Source organism: Lactococcus sp. DD01, from assembly GCF_001578715.1.
GTDB lineage: Bacteria > Bacillota > Bacilli > Lactobacillales > Streptococcaceae > Lactococcus > Lactococcus petauri.
Genome location: NZ_KQ968939.1, coordinates 1311585 through 1333260, shown reverse-complemented (window position 1 = coordinate 1333260; position 21676 = coordinate 1311585). Strand labels below are relative to the sequence as shown.

Below are 21676 nucleotides of genomic sequence, written 5' to 3'. Positions count from 1 at the left end.
TCCCTTGAAAGGTGTAGTTTTTTTATCAACCCCAGAAAAGCATCTGGGGACTATTTTATTATTGAATTTACCTTAAATGGTATAAAATGAAGTTAAGGTGAGTCACAGTATTTTTATAAATGAAAGAGGAAAGAGGAAGGATGATGAACTTTTTTACTGAAATTATAAGTAACCAAATTTTAATCACGGCCATCGTGGGATGGTTTGCTGCACAAATCATCAAAATTATTGTCGATATCTTTCGCTATCGTAAACTGGATTGGCGATTGCTTTTCGCGACAGGCGGTATGCCGAGCTCGCACAGTGCTTTAGTGGTTTCTATGACAACAGCGACAGGTCTTTCGCAAGGTTTTGACTCCGCTGTATTTGCTGTTGCTACTGTTTTTGCATTCGTCGTGATGTATGATGCGCAAGGAATAAGGCGTCAAGCAGGGACACATGCTTATATTTTAAATATCATTATCAAAACAATCGAAAACCCTAAGATAAATGCAGAAAAAGCCTTGAAAGAACTTCTAGGTCATACACCTTTTCAAGTCTTGGGTGGAGCAATTTTAGGAATTATTGTGGCCCTTTTAATGAATTAAAGAGATAACAAACCTCCTAAAAGCCGTATAGCAATTGATAAAGAACAGTTTCCCTGTTTTTTTGCTATAATAATAAGGCATATATTTTGATAAGAATAGGTTAAAAAATGAATAGAGCAGAAGAAATAAAAAAACGCCGTACCTTTGCCATCATCAGTCACCCGGATGCTGGTAAAACAACAATAACAGAACAACTCCTTAAATTTGGTGGAGCAATCCGTGAGGCCGGAACGGTCAAAGCACGTAAAACAGGAAATTTTGCAAAATCGGACTGGATGGACATTGAAAAAGAACGTGGGATTTCCGTGACTTCATCAGTTATGCAGTTTGATTATGCTGGCAAGCGCGTGAACATCTTGGATACACCAGGGCACGAGGACTTCTCTGAGGATACCTACCGTACTTTGATGGCCGTTGATGCTGCGGTCATGGTTATTGATAGCGCCAAAGGTATCGAGGCCCAAACCAAAAAACTTTTCCAAGTTGTAAAACGCCGTGGCATTCCTGTATTTACCTTTATTAATAAATTGGACCGTGATGGTCGTGAACCGCTAGACTTACTGAGCGAATTAGAAGATATTTTGGGTATCGCTTCTGTGCCTATGAACTGGCCAATCGGTATGGGGAAAAACTTCCAAGGGCTCTATGACTTTTATAACAAACGTATCGAAGTTTATCAACCTGAAAATGGCGAGCGCTTCATTGAGTTTGGGGAAAATGGTGAAATTGATGCCAGCCATCCACTGACAAGTAATCCTTTCTATGCGCAAGCTATGGAAGATGCCGAGCTCTTACTTGATGCCGGGAATGAATTTGACGAAAAAGAAGTGCTTGCTGGTCAGTTGACACCTGTCTTCTTTGGTTCGGCCTTGACAGACTTTGGGGTCGAAACCTTCTTGGATACTTTCTTAACTTATGCGCCAGAGCCAAATGGACATAAGACTGTTGAGGATGAAATTATCGATCCATTACGTGAAGAATTCTCTGGTTTTGTCTTTAAGATTCAAGCCAACATGGATATTCGTCACCGCGACCGTATTGCCTTTGTGCGGATTGTGTCGGGTGAATTTGAGCGAGGAATGGGCGTAAAACTCCTTCGGACAGGGAAACAAGTCAAACTTTCAAATGTGACTCAGTTTATGGCAGAATCTCGTGAAAATGTCGAAAATGCGGTAGCAGGTGACATCATTGGGGTTTACGATACAGGAACTTACCAGGTTGGTGACACGCTGACCACAGGTAAACTTAAAACACCTTTTGAACCACTACCAACTTTTACACCAGAACTCTTTATGCGCGTGACTGCTAAAAATGTCATGAAGCAAAAATCATTCCAAAAAGGGATTGAGCAGTTGGTGCAAGAAGGGGCGATACAGCTCTACAAAACCTATACGACAGGGGAAATCATGCTTGGTGCGGTTGGTCAACTGCAATTTGAAGTTTTCAAACACCGGATGGAGAATGAGTACAATTCAGAAATTATCATGACACCAATGGGCAGCAAAACAGTCCGCTGGATTAAACCCGAAGATTTAGATGAAAAAATGTCGTCAAGCCGTAATATCTTAGCACGAGATCGCTTCGATCATCCACTCTTCCTCTTTGAAAATGACTTTGCCATGCGATGGTTTAAAGATAAATACCCTGATGTGGAGTTGATGGAGCAATTTTCTGTTTAATATTCTGACAAATTACTTGAAAAGTCCCTAATGGACTTTTTTTATTTTAAAGATGAGTATTTCCCAAAATTATATCAGAGGAGAAAGTTCAGTGTTAGTCTTTTTATAAGAAAAAGGCTTGTATATCAGTGGTTTTTAAGTTGTTTAATATGCTATAATGAAACTTATGCAAAAGTATAGTAATATAATAAAAAAGAAGAGAATATTGCAAATAATTTCGATAATTTTCTTATTTATAGGCTTATCCAGTGTAAACTTTGCTAATGTTTTACCTGAGGAGGTAACTTACTCAACCCCAGTTACTTTTTTACTTTTAGCCTATCGTATTGTTGGATTTTTCGGTCTTGCTTATCTGGCGCTTGTTTTTGTAAAGAATAAAGATATCTGGATGATGCAAGTCACGAGACGTTCGAGGAGAAAAAACAAGCTATTGGACTGGAAAAGGATCCTTGCCGTTCCTTGTATTTTAATTGCGTATTATCTTTTTCATCTTTCGATGATTCTGGTTGAGAATATAAATAATGCAGCTTTTAGCATAGATTATATTTCCTTAAATTTAAATCTTCTTGTCGAGCGGTACTTTCCATTAGCTTTTGTGATTCTTTTAGCTATCGGACTGGTCACACATATACCTGACAGTAAGAAATTACAAAAAGTCTCCAATATTGCGGCAGATATTAAAGTCGAGCATTTTTATATGGCTTTACTGACGAGTGTGGCTTTTCTTGATAATATGACACGACGCTTAGTTTGGAACACAGGCTTCGGACCAGTAAATTCTGCAGGGAATCTACGCTTGGTTTATGTCGCAAATAATATCGTAGGACGTGATGACTTTTTACGTCTTTTCGGAAATTTTCTTTTTGCCTTTATAGTTATTTGTATTCTAAGCTATTTTATTGTTAAAGGGATTCAAGCGTTTAAAGCCAACAAAGTGAACTTTTCATTGGCATTGACAAGCAGTTTACTTTTGGCTATGGTATTCAACTATTTTATCCAAGCATCAATGAAAGTTGAATCAGGACCTATGTTCTATGGTTACGTTGTTGCAGGGATGAGCCTCTTCCAAATCTTAGTTTTAACTTTGATTTTTATGGCTATCTATTTACTACTTAATCGTTACATGATTGCTACAGCAGTTATTATCCTTATCTTTGGAAGTTTCACTGTCGGAAATGCAATAAAATTTTCTGAACGACAAGAACCTGTCTATGTTTCAGAACTTTCATGGTTAATGAATCTTAAGTCTCTGCTCTCTTTTGTTGATTTAAAATTAGTAGCAGTAGCTGCGGCAATACTTTTAGTTCTTGCAGCTCTTGTCATTTTATTAAGCCGAAAATTTTTCAAGGGTAAGATAATGTCTTGGAAAGAAAGAGGATTGACAGCGATTATTCTTATCGTTCTTGCTTTCCCTTTGGTTCAAAACTTCCGAAATTTTACTTCGCCAGATAAACAGATAAATGTGCCGGTATTAACACAATATATTAAAGTTTCAAATGGAGATATTTTATGGAAAGGCTCACCAAATATTGCGCGTGCCAAGTCCCTTTCCTATGTTTGGGTGAAGCAAATATTTGGTAAAGCGATGGATGAGCCAGAAGGTTACAGTCAAGCCAAAATACAAGAGATTGTTGAAAAGTATAGCGATGAAGCGGAGAAAATCAATAAAAATCGCTCCTCGCACATCACGGATCAAACGGTTATTTATCTTTTAAGTGAATCCTTATCAAATCCCAACCGTGTCCAAGGCGCAACTTTATCAGAAAATCCGTTGAAAAATATTGATGAAATTAAGGCAAATGCAACCGGTGGTTTGATGTATTCAAATGGATTTGCTGGTGGAACTGCCAATATGGAAGCACAAACTTTAAGTGGACTTCCGAAAGTTAATTTTTCAAGTAATATTTCTACGATTAATTCTGATGTTTTTCCAAGCATGCCGTTTATTCCTTCTATTTCGAATTACTTCCCAAATAAGATTGCGCTTCATCCAGAAAATGCAACCAATTATAATCGTAATTCAATCTATAGTAAACTTGGTTTCGATCATTTCTATGCGCTCTCGGGCACAGACAAAGCTGATTTATTAACTAACCAAGAAACACTCGATGGCAAGGTTTCAGATGCTCAAACTTATAGAGATGTTTTAGAGAAAATTGATCCCTCTAAATCACAATTCTTTAGTGTTTTGACCATGCAAAATCATATGCCATATACGAGCTATTCTGGTTCCTCTACTATCACAGCTTCAGGCGAAGGTTATTCCGAAGCTCAAAATAAACTTCTGGAGAATTATGTTCGTAAGATTTCGGATACAGATAAGGAAACCAAAGAATTCTTGACAGAACTTGAGAAGATTGATAAAAAAATTACTCTGGTTTTCTATGGCGACCATTTGTCAAATGTCTTTCCTTCTGACTATGCTGGCTTCAAAGAGGATCCACTAAATGCTTATAAGACAGATTACTTCATCTGGACCAACAAAGGAAACACTACCAATAAACAAGTGGACTTAAGTTCAGCAACCTTTACGCCAGCTTTATTTGAAGCAACAGGCTCCAAAGTTTCACCTTACTATGCTCTCTTGTCAGATGTGATGTGGGAAGTTCCGGCAGCTTATAACTCGCCTCTATCTTCAACAGTAACCTTGACAGAAGAGCAAAGCAAACGTATGGAAGATTTGAAGTTGGTACAATATGACTTAACCTCTGGTAAACATTATTTGAAAGAAGATTCTCCTTTCTTCAAATTGGAAAAATAAAAAGCGCTTCAAGGAGTGCTTTTTTATTGGTTCTTTTGATGCTAAAAAAAATTTTTAAAAAATAAAAAAGGTAAGCATTTACATCTTTAAAAGTATGATATAATAGTCAAGTTATATATTCAGGCGAGTTAAGACAAAGATTTTTTCGCCTGTAACTGAGCTTTCGAGCTTGGTCGTCATATTTGCCAGTGGCAAATTTAGAAAATTATAGGTGAAACAATTGAAATTCAACGAACTCGGCCTTTCAGAAGGCATTGTCGAGACGCTTACAGCTATCGGTTATGAGCAACCAACGCCAATCCAAGAGCAAACGATTCAACTCGCGCTCTCAGGACGTGACGTTCTTGGACAAGCTCAAACAGGTACTGGTAAAACAGCCGCTTTTGGCCTTCCAACAATCGAAAAAATTAATCCAGAAAATAAAGCGATTCAAGCTCTTGTAATCGCCCCAACACGTGAACTTGCAGTTCAAGGACAAGAAGAACTTTTCCGCTTTGGTAAATCTAAAGGGCTTAAAGTCCGCACTGTTTTTGGTGGTTCAAGCATCGAAAAACAAATCAAAGCTTTGCGCTCAGGTGCTCATATCGTTGTGGGTACACCGGGACGTATGGTTGACTTGCTCAAACGTAAAGCGCTTGACCTTTCACATCTTGAAACATTGATTCTTGATGAAGCAGATGAAATGCTTAACATGGGCTTTCTTGAGGATATCGAATTCATCATCGGCAAAACACCAGCAGAACGTCAAACATTGCTCTTCTCAGCAACTATGCCAAATGACATCAAAAAAATCGGTGTCAAATTCATGAAAAACCCAGAGCATATCAAAGTTGCGGCTAAAGAAATGACTGCTGATCGTATCGATCAATACTTTATCAAGACAAAAGAATTTGAAAAATTTGATGTCTTGACACGTTTGCTTGATGTTGAACGTCCAGAACTCGCTATTGTCTTTGGACGTACAAAACGCCGTGTGGATGAAATCACACGTGGTTTGAAATTACGTGGTTATCGTGCCGAAGGTATTCACGGTGACTTGGACCAAAACAAACGTTTACGCGTTTTACGCGATTTCAAAGGTGGCCACTTGGATATCTTGGTTGCTACTGACGTTGCAGCCCGTGGACTTGACATCTCAGGTGTAACCCACGTTTACAACTACGACATTACCCAAGACCAAGAAAGCTATGTTCACCGTATCGGTCGTACAGGTCGTGCCGGTAAGTCAGGTCGTTCTGTAACCTTCGTTAGTTACAATGAAATGGGTTATCTCCGTGCCATTGAAAAATTGACCAAGAAAGAAATGAAGGGCATGCGTCCACCAACAAAAGAAGATGCTTATCAAGCCAGTCTTTCTGTTGCCATGGATGAAATCAAACGTGACCTCCAAGACGGTAGCCTTAAAGGCAAGTTGACAAAATTTGATGCTGATGCAGAACAGCTCATGGCAGAATACGATGTCAAAGAATTGGTTGCTATGCTTATCCAAAGCCGTGTGAAAGACCCTGACACAATGCCAGAAGTCCAAATCACAGCAGAACGCCCATTGCCATTTAATGGTGAAGGCAAAGGCTTCAAGGGCAAAGGTAAAGGCGGCAACAAAGGTGGCGGCCGTTATGGACGTGATCGTAACAACAACCGCGGCGGCCGTGGTGGCGATCGTGATGGCAAGGGCGGTTACCGTGGCAAAGGTGGTGACCGTGACCGCGACGACAAGAAACGCAACTGGCGTGATCGTGACGATAAAAAACGTGACTACTATAAAAAAGACCGTAAACCAAAAACACAAGGCAGCGAAAAACAAGCTGGCTTCGTGATGCGTAACCGCGGCGATAAATAAATAGAAAAAACGCTCAAAACGGCATTTGAATAGCTGTCTTGAGCGTTTTTTTTAGAACGAATATGAAAAAAGGAAAATTAAAGCAGCATTTGAGGATATGTCATGACAATGTTATAATAATGTCGTAGTCAAGTGAGCTTAATTACCTCGTTTGGCTTGTAAGTCTGCTTAACTGGAACAAATAGCGTGCCTTCACACAATCCAAGACATGGGAGGTTAACACTATGAGGGAAAGGAAAGCATGGGATGCTTGTTATCTATGTTGCTCTTGCGATATCGATAGTTCTTAGGGCTTGGGGTCGTTTCAAAATTGACTCATCAATAGCTGATAGAATTAAAAAAACGTCTCGCAGGAGACGTTAAAGACAAGAGTTCCAAGACTTACGCTGGGAGCTACGGCAATAGCTCTCAGCTTTTATTTTAGTATATCAAAACGTGTAAATAAAGTCAATAAGAGCAGCTACAACTGTGGCAGAGAGAACATTTCCAACTCATAGAGAAGTACCCGAAAACAAAAACGCAAATTTATGAGAGCCAAAAAAGGCTCTCATTTTTTTTTTTTTCATAAACCTCACATATCTTTTTTATTTTCAATGTTAATTTTATATAATTGTTATGTAACTAAAATGTAACTATATAAATATTAGAAATGTCATATATATATATATCTGTAACTCAAAATTTATATGAAGAGAGAAATCATACTTTGGATAGAAAGGAGGAAAGGAATGGACAAGACACCCTACCCGCTCGATACGCTGAAAAGTTGGGACCTGAGTGGTGGCGGCAAGTTTACCTTGGATGCCCCATCAGAATCAGCCCAATCAGAAATCTTGCGCAACAAAAGTCCGGCAGTTGTGCCAGATGTTACCGGCACAGCTCAGGACCAGACGTTTACAGCTACAGCGATAGAAAAGGATGTGGCGCAGGTTGAGCCCGAAAAGCCTTACCATTGTTACACCGCCTTTCCCCAAGAGGCAAGGCGCTATCCGACATTGGTCGTCAGTCAAATGACGGTATCGCCGGCGGCGCGCTCGGAGTTTTATCATCGGCACAGTCCGCAGCTGGCTTTTGAGGACTATGGCAGTAACCATCCGGCAAAATCCAAATCCAAAGGCGTCAGCCTTGTGAGCAATGCTTTCTTCTACCTCATCATCATCGTGCTTTTGGTCTTTGTCGAATCACGCTTGATCTTGCAGGATGAAGCCAGCAAGCCCATCAATATCGGTGGCTTTTCACCCATGACTGTATTGTCTAACTCTATGCGCAGCGTTTATCCACGGAATACCTTTCTCCTGACTCGACAGGTGGATGCCAATACACTAGATATCGGCGATGATATTACCTTTATCACCGAGTCCGATCGTGTGGTGACCCACCGTATCACAGGCATTGAGGAAAATCATCTGCGTACCCGCGAGCGCGGTTTCACGACCCAAGGGACGGATAACCAGCGCGAAGACGCCGACATGGTCCATGCTAGCAACATCATCGGGCAGGTTATCTTCTCCAGCTATCCGCTAGGGCGCGCCATTCACTTTATCCGGAATAATATCATCGTGTCTGTAATCGTCATGCTGATTGCAACCTTGTTACTCCATGAGATTATCAACTATACCCTTTTGGCAATTAAGCAGCGCAAGCTCAAAAAGAAAAAAAGTGGACGACAGGCGCGCGATGTGACAGAAAGTGAGGTGCGGACACATGAAACAGCGCACTAGGCTTTGGGTCAAAACGGCTTTGCACAAGCGTACTCTCGCCGGCAAAGCCTGTCCGAAAAGCCTGCGCTTTCTGCGGCGCTACAAGAAAAGGCATATCATCTCCGTCCTTCTCCTGCTGGCATTAAGTCTTAGTGTGAGCGGTACTTTCGCCTTTGCCAACTTTGGCCAGTCGGTGCTGGGGATAACCTCTCATCAAGCACCGCCCGGTGCGCGCCCCCAGCTCTTGGGCGATCGTCAAACCCGAGCGCGATAGCAACTCTGCGTTAGCCGACTATGTCACGCTCCATCTGGGCGATGATAATAGATATCTGAAAATCTTCATGCCAACCTTTAACCAAAACAATCACAGTGCCGACTCCAATACCACAGGTCAAGGCCGTGAAGGGCAGTCAGGAGCGCTCAATACCGACTTAGGGATAACCATGCCCGGCACGCACGACCAGTGGACCGAAGGACAAAAGCATACGTCCACCTTACGCACTTGGGACAAGGCAACAGAGGAGGAAGTGTTGATACCTGATGTGACCCATGTGGCACAGGCAACGGTCCAGTCTCAGCATGGCGGCTACATGACCATGACGGACTGGCATAACGCAGGCGAGCCGACAGGCAACTTCTGGGTGCATGATGCTAACGGCTGGCTTTACTGGGCGACCGTTGGCGAGTGGTCGAGCATGACAGCTTTGATGCGGGCTTCAGCCAGCAGAGTATTGAGTATGGCACAGGAAGCGTGGAGCAGGGGCATCTCGACCGCAATGTCTATGTCCGCCAGACTAACCGCTATCTCCGCTCAAGCCTTTCCCTTTCAGGACAAAAGACTTGGGAAAAACCTGACAGTGTGCAAGTGCCTGAGCAAATCACGGTGCAGCTCCTACAAGACGATAGGGTCGTCCGTCAGACCGATGTGACCGGTCCAGAGTGGACTTACCGCTTCGAAAATTTGCCCAAGTTTGACGAGGCGGGCGAGGAGATAGACTATCGTATTCGCGAAGTGCCGATCTCTGGCTGGCAAACCAAAACTAAGGCGGGGTCTATCGATCTGCATAACACATGGATACCGCCAGTTAAGGCGCAGTTAGAGATTGAAAAACGCCTGACAGGCGATCCTGCACCACAGGACGAACGCTTCAGCTTTATCATGAATCCGGGTGGGCAGACGGTGCATATCACCAATAGCGGGCGCGTTTCTTTTCCTCAGGTTTCTTTGGACCGAGCGGGAACTTTTGAGTTTATGGTCCATGAAAAACGTGGAAATACGTTGGGCTGGACCTATGACAATGCAGAGTATATCTGGCATGTACAAGTGGAGCAAGCTCTAGATGGCAAGCTGAGCTTAGGTAAGCAATGGCTGAGCAAAAACGGGCAAGCTTTTGAGGGCTTACGGCCGGTCTTTACCAACCATTTTGACAAGCGCGCCTTGCTGGGTGAAAGCTTGGATATTCCTGTGAAAAAAGTTTGGGAACATAAGGAACTCACGCCTGACTTGCAACCGCAGTCCATCATTATTCAGCTCTTTGCAGGTCAGGAGGAAGTCAGCCGGAAACAGCTCAGTCAAGCGAGCGACTGGCAGGCGGTTTTCCAAGATGTACCACGCTTTGATGCAGACGGCAAGGAGATTGTCTATCAGGTTAAAGAGCTGGCTGTCAATGGCTATGAGACAAAGATAAGCGGCAATGCACGGAAGGGTTTCACCATTCGCAACACTTATGTGGGCATGAAGCAACCGCCAAGCCAAGCGCCTCCAGCAGACAAACCACCGACCACCGAGCGCTTGCCAGATGTTGGCGATACGCTGGCAGTTGGTGCGGTACTCCTAGGACTTATCTTCCTACGGGTTGCTTACCAACTCTATAAGAGGAGCAACAGCTAAAAATAAAAAATGGACCAAGTGAGGACTTGATCCGTTTTTTAATGGTGTGCCAAATATGGCTTACTGACTGCCAAGTTTTTAGAGCGGTAAAATTCCGTGGAGACAGGCTTTGCAGGGCTTCCCGAGGGGAATAGAAGTTCAAGTGAAAAGGAGAAGCGCTCTTTTTAAGGCGCAACGTCTATGCTATAATGAAGCTGAGAGAGTTTTAAGCGGTTGGCTTAGTATAGAAAGAGGGATGATGCCGATGATACAGGGCAATTCCCTATCAAACTAGAAAGGCTAGATTTTTTGAGTATTTCCGACAGCTTAAGCTTGATGCTCGCCTTTGCGGGCTTCATCCTGATGCTGCTCCATCTCATTATCGAGATAATAAAGAATACAAAAAAATAGACCGCTAACTTTTGGAGAGTTCGGTCTATTTTTGACTAACTAATGCCAACCGTCTTAAGCGGTCTCATTGGAGCTTGTTAGTAGCAAGCTCCTTTTCTTATTTTTATTATAACATTAGCCATACCTTATATCAAGAGAGTTGAAAACAAGTTTTAAAACATTAAAGGACTAGATGGGCATATCTGCCCATAGCTAAAGCAGACAACTTAGATTTAAGATTTCCCTATGCTAGAATGATAGGGTAGAAGTAAAAAGACGGTAGCCTGATTGGAGGTGATGCCATGGTTTTGGTAATCTCTCATAAAACATGAAAGGCGAAAGGTTTGTCAATATTTGAGACTTTAATGTTTGCTCTTGCATTTGCAACGCTGATGTTAAAAATCAACGATAGAAACAAAAAATAACTGTCATTATACTTTTAGCTGAGTATGACAGTTATTTAAACTAAATATTGGCTACCGTTCTTAAAACGGCTACAGGGGACTTGTTAGCGCAAGTCCTTTTCTTATTTTTATTATAGCATGAGCTATACTTAATATCAAGGCACTGAAAACTTTCTCTTTTCCCTCAAGAAAGTATAGAAGAGGGAGAATATAAGGCTAAAATATGGTAGAATAGCACTATGACAAATAATACTTTTAAATCAGGATTTGTAGCCATTTTAGGCCGTCCCAATGTTGGAAAATCAACATTTCTAAATCATGTGATGGGCCAAAAGATAGCGATTATGAGCGACAAGCCGCAAACGACACGGAATAAAATTCAAGGAATTTATACGACAGATAAGGAACAAATTATCTTTATCGATACACCGGGTATCCATAAACCGCATAATGCTTTGGGCGATTTTATGGTGCAGTCTGCCTATTCTACGCTTCGTGAGTGTGACATGGTCCTTTTCATGGTTGCTGCTGACGAGCCGCGCTCGACGGGTGAAAACATGATTATTGAACGCCTGAAAACAGCAGATGTTCCTGTTATTTTGGTGGTCAACAAGATTGATAAAGTTCATCCAGATGCCCTTTTTGAAACTGTTTCAGACTATACTTCGCAAATGGACTTTGCCGAAGTTGTGCCAATTTCGGCACTTCAAGGTAATAACACGGAGCGTTTGCTGGAAACATTGAGTAGCAAGCTTGAAGAAGGTCCTCAGTATTTCCCAGAAGACATGGTGACCGATCATCCGGAACGCTTCTTGGTTAGCGAAATGATTCGTGAAAAAATTCTTCTTTTGACACGTGAAGAAGTACCGCACAGTATTGCTGTAACGACAGATTCGATGAAACGTGATGAAGAAACAGGGAAAATTCATATTATGGCAACAATCATTGTCGAACGTAAGAGCCAAAAAGGAATAATCCTCGGTAAAGGCGGCGATATGATTCGTAAGATTGGAAAATTGGCCCGCCGTGATATTGAGTTGATGCTGGGTGATAAAGTTTATCTTGAAACATGGGTCAAGATTAAAAATGACTGGCGCGACCGTAAGATGGATTTATCCGACTTTGGTTACAAGAAAGAAGATTATATGTAAAAGTTGGCTCGTTTGAGCTGCTTTTTTATTATATCGAAAAAACCAATATAATCTATTGATTTTAATAAAGAAATAGACTATAATATTGATGGGTTCAATATTTGATGGGTGGGAAGAGCTCCGGCTTTTGCATGAGTGTGCTGTACTCTCCATTGATTAGACCCAATAATTAGGATAGGATGGCAAACAGATGCCAGAGTTACCAGAAGTCGAAAATGTACGCCGAGGCTTGGAAAAGCTGGTGAGAAATAAAAAAATATTGGAGATTGAAAGTTCATATCCACGAATGGTTTTAACAGGATTCGAGGAGTTAAAAAAAGAACTTGAAGGTCAAGTCATCAAAGATATCCAGCGCCGTGGCAAGTACTTGCTTTTTGATTTTGGTCAGTGGATCTTGATTTCCCATTTACGTATGGAGGGGAAATACCGGGTAGAACCGCTGGAGTTTGTCAAGCAAAAGCACGATCATCTCTTTGTCAAGTTTTCAGATGCGACACTTGTTTATGCTGATGTCCGCAAGTTTGGCACTTGGGAATTATTGAAAAGTCAGGATGTTGAACGTTATTTCCTTTCGAAAAAGATTGGCCCAGAGCCAAGTTTTGAAACCTTTGATGAGAAGATTTTTGCTGAAAAACTAAAGAAATCGAAAAAGAAGATAAAACCTTATCTTTTAGACCAGACTTTAGTTGCTGGGCTAGGAAACATCTATGTTGATGAGGTACTTTGGCGCTCACAAGTGCATCCTGAAATGCTGGCTTCAGCCTTGAGCGATGTTCAAATTCACCGCCTTCACGATTATACGATTGAAGTCCTCCAAACGGCAGTTGAACGTGGGGGATCCAGCATTCGGACGTATAAAAATGCGATGGGTAAAGAAGGAAGTATGCAGGAGTTACTTATGGTTTATGGTAAGCAAGGACAGCTTTGTCCACATTGCCAGCAAGCAGTGATTGAAAAGATAAAGGTCGCAGGACGCGGTTCACATTTTTGCCCATATTGTCAAAAGTAGAGTGAAAACTTCAATTTTTTACGTACTAAAATATGCGGTGCAATCAGTTTCAAACAAAATTAAAAATGCTATAATATAAAGAGCAAGAGATTAACGGAGAAAATAATGGCTACAAAGAAAAAGAAAAAATTAGAAGATATCACAAAAAAATATGGTGCAGAACGTGAAAAAGCCTTAAAAGATGCGCTTGACCTTATCGAAAAAGATTTTGGTAAAGGTTCTTTGATGCGTTTGGGTGAAGCAGCGAGTCAAAAAGTTCAAGTCACAAGTTCAGGAAGTTTGGCTTTGGATATTGCACTTGGTGCCGGTGGTTATCCTAAAGGTCGTATCATCGAAATCTACGGTCCAGAAAGTTCTGGTAAGACTACGGTTGCGCTGCATGCGGTTGCTCAAGTGCAAGCTGAAGGTGGTATTGCTGCCTTTATCGATGCGGAGCACGCTTTGGATCCCGTCTATGCTGCAGCGATTGGTGTCGACATTGACCAACTTCTTTTGTCACAACCTGACTATGGTGAGCAAGGCTTGCAAATTGCTGAGAAATTGATTGAATCTGGTGCAGTGGACCTTGTTGTTGTCGACTCTGTTGCTGCTTTGACACCACGTGCCGAAATTGACGGTGAAATCGGAGATTCGACAGTTGGTTTGCAAGCACGTATGATGAGTCAAGCCATGCGTAAGCTTGCTGCAGGCATCAACAAAACAAAAACAACAGCGATCTTTATCAACCAATTGCGTGAAAAAGTCGGTGTTATGTTTGGTAGCCCAGAAACAACGCCTGGTGGTCGTGCTTTGAAATTCTATGCTTCTGTACGTTTAGACGTTCGTGGTAGCACAAAAATCGAAGAAGGCTCTGGTGACAACAAAACAGCCATTGGTAAGTTGACGAAGATTAAAGTTGTTAAAAACAAAGTTGCGCCACCATTTAAAGTTGCTTTAGTAGATATCATGTTTGGTGAAGGTATTTCTAAAACAGGTGAACTCTTAACAATTGCCGTTGAAGAAGGCATTGTGAAGAAAGCAGGTGCTTGGTTCTCTTATAATGACGAAAAGATCGGTCAAGGTGCGGAGAAAGCGAAAGCCTTCCTTAAAGATAATCCTGAAATTTTCAATGAAATCAACCGTAAAGTACGTCAAAATCACGGTTTGATTGAAAGTGATGAAGAAAATGAAAAAGCAGATGCTAAACCAGCAAAAGCAGATGAAAAAGTAAAGGTTGAAGCTGCTGGAGTGGAAGAAATCGAGCTTGAATTAGAATAAATAAAAAAACTTCTGTATTCAGAAGTTTTTTTATTTATAAGTCAACTGTTTTTTCTTTACGGAGATAAGAAATAATCCCGAAGACGACGATCCAGATTGCTGAACCAATCGCTGGTATACGTGTATCTTTGAAGAAGAAGAGGGAAATAAAGATTAAGCCAAATGCGACGATAGTCACTGGAACTAATACGTTCGGCATTGGAACCTTAAAGCCGTCTTCGAGATACTCACTTGATTTTCTATATTTTGTATAAGCAATCAAGGTCATGATATAAACAATCAAGAAGAGATTAGTCGCAACACTTGTGATAAAGACAAAGCCGTTAGACACACCAGGAATAAGTGAGATAAATGGGGCTAAGAAGATTAGTGCTGCTGTGAAGAAAAGGGCATTTGTTGGGATACCATTTTTCGAAAGTTTTGTGAAGGGCTGTAATGCTTTGTCTCCGTGTAATTTTGAAAGAGAGAAAAGATTACGTGTAGTTGAGAAAAGTGCTGAATTAAGCGCTGAAGCTGCAGAAGTCAAGACGACAAAGTTAATCACTGCTGCTGCCCACTTGAAACCAATAAGGTCAAAGACCATAACGAATGGAGACTGATCTGCAGGAATATCTGTCCAATGATAGATAGACATAATCGCAGTGAGTGCTCCGATATAGAAGATTAAAATACGAATCGGAATTTGATTAATTGCTTTTTTAAGTGTTGGACGTGGATCCAAGGTTTCAGCAGCGGTCATTCCGATAAATTCCATCGCAACAAAGGCAAACATTACCATTTGGAAGCTTCCGATGAAGTTTGTAATGCCATTAGGGAAGAAGGAGAAGTCCTTCGTCACATTGCTAAGGCTAACTGTTGTACCATCTGCTTGAAAGCCACTGAAGGCCATGATGATGGCAGTAACAATCAAACCAACGATAGCAACGATCTTTATCATCCCAAACCAAAACTCTGTTTCACCGAAGAATTTAGCATTGAGTGTGTTTAAAGCAGTTAATGCCAAGAGGATAACGGTTTCGGTAAGCCAGACAGGAACACTTGGTAACCAGAACTGGATGTAGACCCCGACAGCGGTTAACTCAGCCATAGCCATAAAGATAACAACAAGCCAATAAGACCATTGAATAAAATATCCGGCCTTGTTGCCTAGATAGTGACTGACGAAGTTAAGGAAAGAGTGTTGCTCAGGATCCATATAAAGCATTTCACCGATTGCACGGAGCAAGATGAACATCAAGGTACCAATAATGATATAAATCAAAAGAATGGAAGGCCCGGTCATACTGATAGATTGACCTGCTCCTAAGAAAAGACCTGTTCCGATAGTTCCTGCTATTGCAATAAGCTGGATGTGACGATTTTTCAGACCTCTCTGGGTCTGATTGTTTTCATTATTCATAAAAACCTTTCTGTAATTTTATGTACAATTATAGACATTATCAGTTAATTATATCTTTTTTGAATTAATTTGGCAAGATGATGTGCTACATGTTTAGAACAGACTTATAAAAAATGTCATTTATGGTAAATGAAAAAACAGAGAAAGTTTACGGAAGAGGGTTGAGAAAAAGCGGTAAAGTTGGTTTTCTGGTATAATAAGGTTATGTTAATCATAAATGAACAGTTGTTTGAAATTGATGATTTAATCGATGAAGTGGTTAAAGATTTTTTGGAATTACTCGAAGTCGCTACTTATCGTGCTTTAAAAAAGGCTTTTGAAGAAGATGAAGACTTACAATCTAAGCTCCGACTTCTTACGGACAATCAGGAGTATATCGCTTTTAGGCCAGAACTGGCTCAGCTCCGAAAAGAAATCCTGCTTAATGAGAAGGTTTATCAGCTTCGCGTAGCTGAAAATGATTTGCAGGAGCTGTTATCCGAGCTAACAAAAGACATCAGTTCAGTAATTTCAGAACACATTTTTGTAGATGAAAATTTACCTTTGAAAGGAGGAAGCCGTCATGGACGCCATCATTGATAAAGAAATATTGACAAAGAAATCGGAAGATAAGACAGTTCGTCCGCTTGAAATGCAAGGGAGAATTGCACTTTTTGTCTATTGCAACTCTTACAAAGGGAACAGACAACTTAGTCACTATGGGGATCTTGGTTATACAAGCCGCAAAGCACATTATAGCTTGCTTTATGTGAATGAAGAAGATGTTTCCGAGACAATCAAGAAACTTAAAGCACTGAAATTTGTGAAACGAGTACGTCCAAGTCATCTGAAAGATCTCAACCAGAATTTCTCTGAAGCTTTTGCGGAGACAAATGAGGTGATTAAAGGACAACTTGAAGCTGCTTTAGGTAAATTGTAATGGAGACAAGACATTATAGACACAGCCTTTAAGGCTCTGTTCTACAAAAAAACTGCCCTTAGGCAGTTTTTTCAATGTGACGAAGATAATTTTGAATAAGGGCTTGTGAGCAATTTTCGATGTGTAAACATTCAGTGTCGGTATAAATTAAAGTAGAGGGTACTTGGGTAAACTCATTTTTATAAAATTCCTGAGCATTCTTAATCATTTGTTTTTTAGCAAACTGACGATGAGTAATAAAGTCAGCGGTTGTGAGCTTTATTTCGCAGAGAATTTCATGGCGCATTTGATTGTTATAATCCAGTATGCTGAGGTTGTCCAGTCTCTCCTGTAAAGCTAAGATGAATTTTCGCCCATACTTTCGTCCGTGTAGATTTATCGTCAAGAAATCGGAAGAAATTTTTTGGAGGCGGTCAAAGCTCGCGTTGAGATTTTCAATATTTTTGGGAAGTTCACTGTTGTCACGTAATTCTTTAGCTGCAGCAAGTGTAGCTATTGGATAGAGGTACCAGCTGTGCGCATCAAATTCGGAAAATTGATTGAGAATAGGCGTGAAAAAATGATGAATATCATACATGAGAGTTATTGTTTTCCTTGTTAAAATCTTTAATATTATTGTTTATCAGTTGTGTATCCACGTTGTATAGTGTACCAAATTTTATATAGGAGACCAAATTATATGCAAAAAAGTGCTGAAACAGCACTTTTATTGTTTTTTCAGGTGGCGTAAACAGTCCAAGAAGCGTACAACTTTTGATTTTGAAAAACGAAATTCAATATGGTTTTTCTTCAAGAAAGCAAGGAAATCTTTTTTACCTTGTTCACTATCAGTCACTTCTAGCTCCAACTCATAATCAGTATGACCCAGATAGTCATTCTTATCCAGAGCAGCAAGCCCAATAGGGAGATGTTGTTCGTAGCGGATCGTTGTTAAACTACCAATCAGAGTAATGCTCTCTAAATCTACTCCACGCTCAACTAAGATGTCGCAAATTTCACTCAGGTCAGTTTTACCGCAAGTGATACTTTTTTGTGCGAGTAGATATTGTGCTTCTTCAAGTGTAAGGTCGATATTATGTTCGATATTGCCCACTTGTTGAGGGACCTTGAGTGTCATTTCTGCTGAACGATCAAAGGTACGGATACGCAGAGCTAACTTTTTCTTACGCAGTGTAAAATCTTGAGAATCAAGATAGTGATTTGTCTGTCGGACAGGAGTGACGTGTGAAAAAAGTGTTTTCAATCGGTCATACTCCGGCATAGAGAGCATCGTCTTATGCTCAATTTCTAAATTTGTTGACATTTTTATGTATAAAAAGATGCTCTGTTTAGATTACTCTTTACAAGATCTCCAAGAGAGGCATCCTCCCTTCTTATTAAAATGATGATTGATCTATTATCTAAAAGTATATCAAAAGCCTGTATCTAAGTAAAGCCAGAAAAGAAGAGGGAGCTCCTTTCTTACGGTCTATAGTGCTATTAAAACAGCATTTTGCTTCTTTTTTGTAGACGTAAATTAGTCAAGCTGTCTAGTGAATGGGGGCGATATATGGTATAATTGAGAAAGACCTGTAATAAAATACAAAGGAGAATTGACCGAGTGTCAGTTTGGATAAGCATATGACTGAAAGTACAACAACTGAATTTAACTGGGAAGAATTTCTTGATCCTTATGTCCAAACGGTTGGGGAACTGAAAATCAAACTTCGTGGTGTGCGGAAGCAATTTTTAAAGAAAAAACTTTACTCACCGATTGAGTTTGTCACGGGGCGCGTGAAGCGACGTGATTCGATTCGGAAGAAAGCAGCCATGCGAGGCTACACCCAAGAAACAATCCGAGAAATGGAAGATATTGCTGGTGTTCGTGTCATGGTGCAGTTTGTTGATGACGTCTGGGATGTGTTAGAGCTTTTACGAAAACGTAAAGACTTAAAAATTATCGAAGAGCGGGATTATATTCATAACCAAAAAGCAAGCGGTTATCGTTCATATCACGTGGTTATTGAGTATCCGATTGATATGATTGAGGGTGCCCAAGTTGTGCTTGCCGAAATTCAAATCCGGACCTTGGCGATGAATTTTTGGGCAACAATCGAACATTCTTTAAGTTACAAATATGGTGGTGTAATCCCCGAGGAAGTTCGAGAACGCTTGACTGCTGCGGCGCATATGGCTGCGCAGTTGGATAAAGAAATGGGTGCGATTCGCGAAGATATTCAAGAAGCCCAATTGCTTTTCGATGACCCGCAAGCAAGACTGGACTACAAGAAAGAAAACGGAGAAGACAATGAGCTCTGGTAAAAAGATCTGGTTGGTAGGGAATTCAAGTGAAAAATCACAAAAGACGCTGTTAGAATTAACAGCGCTTTTGCAGTCCAAAAATTTCAGGTTTGAAAAGGAAAACCCAGAAATTGTTATTTCAGTCGGGGGAGATGGCACGCTCCTCAAAGCTATGCACCTCTATGAGGACAAGCTGGATAAAATTCGCTTTGTCGGTGTTCATACGGGACATCTGGGCTTTTATACCGACTTTATGAATACAGATCTTGATAAGGTGGCGCTTGCCCTAGAGTCTGAAACTGCTGAGCATGCTGTTCATTATCCCCTATTACGGATACGTGTGAAATTTCAAGATGGTTCAGAAATGCTGCACTACGCACTGAACGAATCAACGATTCGCCGAACGTCTAAGACTTTAGTTGCGGATATCAGGATTTCGGATTTTCTCTTTGAAAAATTTCGAGGCGATGGCTTATCTGTATCCACACCAACAGGTTCAACAGCTTATAATAAATCTATCGGCGGTGCTGTTTTACACCCTCGTGTGGAAGCTATGCAGATGGCCGAAATAGCTAGTCTTAATAATATTGTTTATCGGACATTAGGGGCACCAATGGTTGTTGCTAAGAAAGACAGTATCATTATCTGTCCAGAAGATGTTGAGGATTACAGTGTTACTGTTGACCAGCTGACCTTCAACTACGAAAAAATTGAAGCCATCGAGTACAGCATGGATGGTAAAACTATCGCTTTTGCAAATTGTGCCCATACAAGCTTTTGGGAACGCGTGAAAAATGCGTTTATCGGTGAAGTCGAATAGCGCTGCTCACACTTTTCATTTGTGTGTAGAGTGTTTCTTGACCTAATTATATTTACAGAGCGAGCAAATATGTTATAATAAAGTTCTGTTCTAGGCAAACTCCGACATATGTTGGAGTTTTTAGATGGAGAAAATTCAGCCATAGAGTTGGAGAACACTTCAGCAGTAAGGTACTTGATGTCAAGAGCAGACTTAAAAGGAGAAGTTAAACAGTGGAATTTTCATTTACAAATACAATTGATGGAAGTACGGTAAAGGCCTTACTTAAACGTCATGGCGTTTCCAAACGCTTCCTTTCACATATCAAATTTGACGGTGGTGAAATTTTAGTGAATGGCATGGAGCGTAATGTTCTCTTTCCTTTACAAGTCGATGATGTTGTTACGATAATCACACCTATCGAGCAAGGTACCGATTTATTGATTCCTGAAGATATTGACCCAGAAGTCGTCTTTGAAGACGATCATTATTTGATTGTGAATAAACCTGCAGGACGGACTTCGATTACTGGACGTTTACATCCGACAGGAGCTATGTCTAATATTGTAAAGGGTTATATCGTACGAAAGAAATATGAGGACCAAACGGTACATATCATTACACGCTTGGACCGTGATACGAGTGGCTTGATGATCTTTGCTAAACATAGCTTGGCTCACTCGCTCATCGTGCATCCTAAATATAAGGACAGTGTGACCAAACGCTATTATGCCATTATCCATGCAGATGAGAACTTACCCAAAACAGGTGAAATTAATTTACCTATCGGTCGAGTGGAGACTTCAATCATTGAGCGGCGTGTGCATCCTGAAGGGAAGGAAGCCAGAACAAGTTATGAAGTTGTTGCAGAGAAAAATGGCTTGATGCAGTTAGATGTCGTTTTACATACCGGACGTACACACCAAATTCGTGTTCATTTTTCACATCTAGGGCATATTCTTGTTGGCGACGAACTTTATGGAGGTAATCATGACCTTATTGATCGCCAAGCGCTCCACTGTCATCATTTACAATTTGTCCATCCCTTTACAGACAAATTGATTGATATTGAATTAGAAATGCCTGAAGACATGCAAAAATTGATGCGTGAGTAAAAGCTATGTGCCATTATTGGCCGCACAACAATTTCAAGCTCAAAAGTACGCTATAGAGCCATTTTTCCTAAAAAAACAATAAAATAAAGCTGAATCTTGTAGGGACACAGCTTTTTCTTTTAGATTCATTTTGAGTTTGGACATGTTATAATAACGGAGTAGAAGTTAAAGGACGGTAGCCTAACTGGGAGGTGATGCTTATGACGTTTTGTAGGCTATAACCTCAAAATACAGAAAGGCGACATTTTTTGTCGGTTTATGAAGCTTTGTCACTCATGCTTGCTTTTGCAATGCTGGTGTTGACATTGAATAATAACAACAATAAAAAATAACTGTCCAACTTTAGCCGAGTAATGACAGTTACTTAAACAATAATATTTGGCTACCGTTCTTCATACGGCTACAAAGGGCTTGTTTGCGCAAGCCTTTTTACTTATTTTCATTATATCATCAACATCAGAGGATAGCAAGGCAGATGAAGTTGGGACTAGCGCTAAAAAATCTTCTGCCTACACG

20 protein-coding genes are annotated in these 21676 nt (G+C 40.7%); 17 read left to right on the top strand and 3 right to left on the bottom strand.

The features are described 5' to 3' along the window. Window positions 1-143: 143 nt before the first annotated feature. The 11 genes from LACDD01_RS06415 (at window position 144) to recA (ending at window position 14648) form a co-directional block, all read left to right on the top strand. The gene (locus LACDD01_RS06415) at window positions 144-587 is read left to right on the top strand and encodes a divergent PAP2 family protein (protein ID WP_003133825.1); all 444 of its coding nucleotides are present in this window, start codon (window positions 144-146) and stop codon (window positions 585-587) included. Window positions 588-694: 107 nt separating this feature from the next. Next, complete coding sequence (locus tag LACDD01_RS06410; RefSeq protein ID WP_003133826.1) at window positions 695-2266, top strand: peptide chain release factor 3; 1572 nt, start codon at window positions 695-697, stop codon at window positions 2264-2266. 166 nt (window positions 2267-2432) lie between these two features. Next, window positions 2433-5027: an LTA synthase family protein gene (locus LACDD01_RS06405; protein ID WP_231863392.1), complete on the top strand. Its 2595-nt coding sequence runs from the start codon at window positions 2433-2435 to the stop codon at window positions 5025-5027. 220 nt (window positions 5028-5247) lie between these two features. After that, complete coding sequence (locus tag LACDD01_RS06400; RefSeq protein ID WP_019294205.1) at window positions 5248-6867, top strand: degradosome RNA helicase CshA; 1620 nt, start codon at window positions 5248-5250, stop codon at window positions 6865-6867. Between the two features lie 728 nt (window positions 6868-7595). After that, window positions 7596-8588: a signal peptidase I gene (locus LACDD01_RS06395; protein WP_061413837.1), complete on the top strand. Its 993-nt coding sequence runs from the start codon at window positions 7596-7598 to the stop codon at window positions 8586-8588. A 206-nt stretch (window positions 8589-8794) separates the two neighbouring features. Further along, window positions 8795-9496: a hypothetical protein gene (locus LACDD01_RS12340; RefSeq protein WP_231863391.1), complete on the top strand. Its 702-nt coding sequence runs from the start codon at window positions 8795-8797 to the stop codon at window positions 9494-9496. Next, window positions 9427-10458: a Cna B-type domain-containing protein gene (locus tag LACDD01_RS12330; RefSeq protein WP_369814481.1), complete on the top strand. Its 1032-nt coding sequence runs from the start codon at window positions 9427-9429 to the stop codon at window positions 10456-10458. Before LACDD01_RS12340 ends, LACDD01_RS12330 begins: the two co-directional genes overlap by 70 nt. A gap of 288 nt (window positions 10459-10746) precedes the next feature. After that, window positions 10747-10848, top strand: a complete 102-nt coding sequence (locus LACDD01_RS12645) for a putative holin-like toxin (RefSeq protein WP_080567271.1) — start codon at window positions 10747-10749, stop codon at window positions 10846-10848. A 622-nt stretch (window positions 10849-11470) separates the two neighbouring features. Next, window positions 11471-12382, top strand: a complete 912-nt coding sequence (era, locus tag LACDD01_RS06385; protein WP_061413835.1) for a GTPase Era — start codon at window positions 11471-11473, stop codon at window positions 12380-12382. A 190-nt stretch (window positions 12383-12572) separates the two neighbouring features. Next, window positions 12573-13391 (top strand): DNA-formamidopyrimidine glycosylase, encoded by an 819-nt coding sequence (gene mutM, locus LACDD01_RS06380; protein WP_061413833.1) that lies wholly within the window; start codon window positions 12573-12575, stop codon window positions 13389-13391. A 105-nt stretch (window positions 13392-13496) separates the two neighbouring features. Further along, window positions 13497-14648 (top strand): recombinase RecA, encoded by a 1152-nt coding sequence (gene recA, locus LACDD01_RS06375; RefSeq protein ID WP_061413831.1) that lies wholly within the window; start codon window positions 13497-13499, stop codon window positions 14646-14648. A gap of 34 nt (window positions 14649-14682) precedes the next feature. On the opposite strand, the gene LACDD01_RS06370 is transcribed toward recA, so the two are convergent. Continuing rightward, on the bottom strand, window positions 14683-16047 hold the full coding sequence (locus tag LACDD01_RS06370; protein ID WP_061413829.1) for an amino acid permease: 1365 nt from the start codon (window positions 16045-16047) through the stop codon (window positions 14683-14685). Window positions 16048-16251: 204 nt separating this feature from the next. On the opposite strand from LACDD01_RS06370, the gene LACDD01_RS06365 reads away from it, so the two are divergent. Continuing rightward, complete coding sequence (locus tag LACDD01_RS06365) at window positions 16252-16626, top strand: YlbF family regulator (RefSeq protein ID WP_061414159.1); 375 nt, start codon at window positions 16252-16254, stop codon at window positions 16624-16626. Further along, a complete protein-coding gene (locus LACDD01_RS06360) occupies window positions 16610-16966 on the top strand; it encodes a YlbG family protein (protein ID WP_019291386.1) in 357 nt (118 codons plus the stop codon). Before LACDD01_RS06365 ends, LACDD01_RS06360 begins: the two co-directional genes overlap by 17 nt. A 58-nt stretch (window positions 16967-17024) precedes the next feature. On the opposite strand, the gene LACDD01_RS06355 is transcribed toward LACDD01_RS06360, so the two are convergent. After that, on the bottom strand, window positions 17025-17543 hold the full coding sequence (locus LACDD01_RS06355; protein ID WP_019291385.1) for a hypothetical protein: 519 nt from the start codon (window positions 17541-17543) through the stop codon (window positions 17025-17027). 129 nt (window positions 17544-17672) lie between these two features. After that, complete coding sequence (locus tag LACDD01_RS06350; protein WP_003133845.1) at window positions 17673-18269, bottom strand: CYTH domain-containing protein; 597 nt, start codon at window positions 18267-18269, stop codon at window positions 17673-17675. Window positions 18270-18586: 317 nt separating this feature from the next. Here LACDD01_RS06350 and LACDD01_RS06345 point away from each other — a divergent pair, with 317 nt between their 5' ends. From LACDD01_RS06345 to LACDD01_RS12325, 4 genes are all read left to right on the top strand, one after another. After that, entirely contained in the window at window positions 18587-19267 is a 681-nt protein-coding gene (locus LACDD01_RS06345; RefSeq protein ID WP_019291383.1) for a GTP pyrophosphokinase, read from the top strand. Further along, entirely contained in the window at window positions 19254-20066 is an 813-nt protein-coding gene (locus tag LACDD01_RS06340; RefSeq protein WP_029343532.1) for an NAD kinase, read from the top strand. Before LACDD01_RS06345 ends, LACDD01_RS06340 begins: the two co-directional genes overlap by 14 nt. Before the next feature lie 212 nt (window positions 20067-20278). Further along, the gene (locus LACDD01_RS06335) at window positions 20279-21160 is read left to right on the top strand and encodes an RluA family pseudouridine synthase (RefSeq protein ID WP_061413827.1); all 882 of its coding nucleotides are present in this window, start codon (window positions 20279-20281) and stop codon (window positions 21158-21160) included. 248 nt (window positions 21161-21408) lie between these two features. Then, window positions 21409-21492 (top strand): putative holin-like toxin, encoded by an 84-nt coding sequence (locus LACDD01_RS12325; RefSeq protein ID WP_225210261.1) that lies wholly within the window; start codon window positions 21409-21411, stop codon window positions 21490-21492. The last annotated feature ends 184 nt before the right edge of the window (window positions 21493-21676 follow it).

Bases quoted from the DNA above. Each gene is read 5' to 3' on its own strand.
- LACDD01_RS06365 (WP_061414159.1), top strand. From the start codon at position 16,252: ATGTTAATCATAAATGAACAGTTGTTTGAAATTGATGATTTAATCGAT.
- LACDD01_RS06355 (WP_019291385.1), bottom strand. From the start codon at position 17,543: ATGTATGATATTCATCATTTTTTCACGCCTATTCTCAATCAATTTTCC.
- LACDD01_RS06410 (WP_003133826.1), top strand. From the start codon at position 695: ATGAATAGAGCAGAAGAAATAAAAAAACGCCGTACCTTTGCCATCATC.
- recA (WP_061413831.1), top strand. From the start codon at position 13,497: ATGGCTACAAAGAAAAAGAAAAAATTAGAAGATATCACAAAAAAATAT.
- LACDD01_RS06360 (WP_019291386.1), top strand. From the start codon at position 16,610: ATGGACGCCATCATTGATAAAGAAATATTGACAAAGAAATCGGAAGAT.
- LACDD01_RS06370 (WP_061413829.1), bottom strand. From the start codon at position 16,047: ATGAATAATGAAAACAATCAGACCCAGAGAGGTCTGAAAAATCGTCAC.
- mutM (WP_061413833.1), top strand. From the start codon at position 12,573: ATGCCAGAGTTACCAGAAGTCGAAAATGTACGCCGAGGCTTGGAAAAG.
- LACDD01_RS06395 (WP_061413837.1), top strand. From the start codon at position 7,596: ATGGACAAGACACCCTACCCGCTCGATACGCTGAAAAGTTGGGACCTG.
- era (WP_061413835.1), top strand. From the start codon at position 11,471: ATGACAAATAATACTTTTAAATCAGGATTTGTAGCCATTTTAGGCCGT.
- LACDD01_RS06415 (WP_003133825.1), top strand. From the start codon at position 144: ATGAACTTTTTTACTGAAATTATAAGTAACCAAATTTTAATCACGGCC.
- LACDD01_RS06405 (WP_231863392.1), top strand. From the start codon at position 2,433: ATGCAAAAGTATAGTAATATAATAAAAAAGAAGAGAATATTGCAAATA.
- LACDD01_RS06340 (WP_029343532.1), top strand. From the start codon at position 19,254: ATGAGCTCTGGTAAAAAGATCTGGTTGGTAGGGAATTCAAGTGAAAAA.
- LACDD01_RS06350 (WP_003133845.1), bottom strand. From the start codon at position 18,269: ATGTCAACAAATTTAGAAATTGAGCATAAGACGATGCTCTCTATGCCG.
- LACDD01_RS06345 (WP_019291383.1), top strand. From the start codon at position 18,587: ATGACTGAAAGTACAACAACTGAATTTAACTGGGAAGAATTTCTTGAT.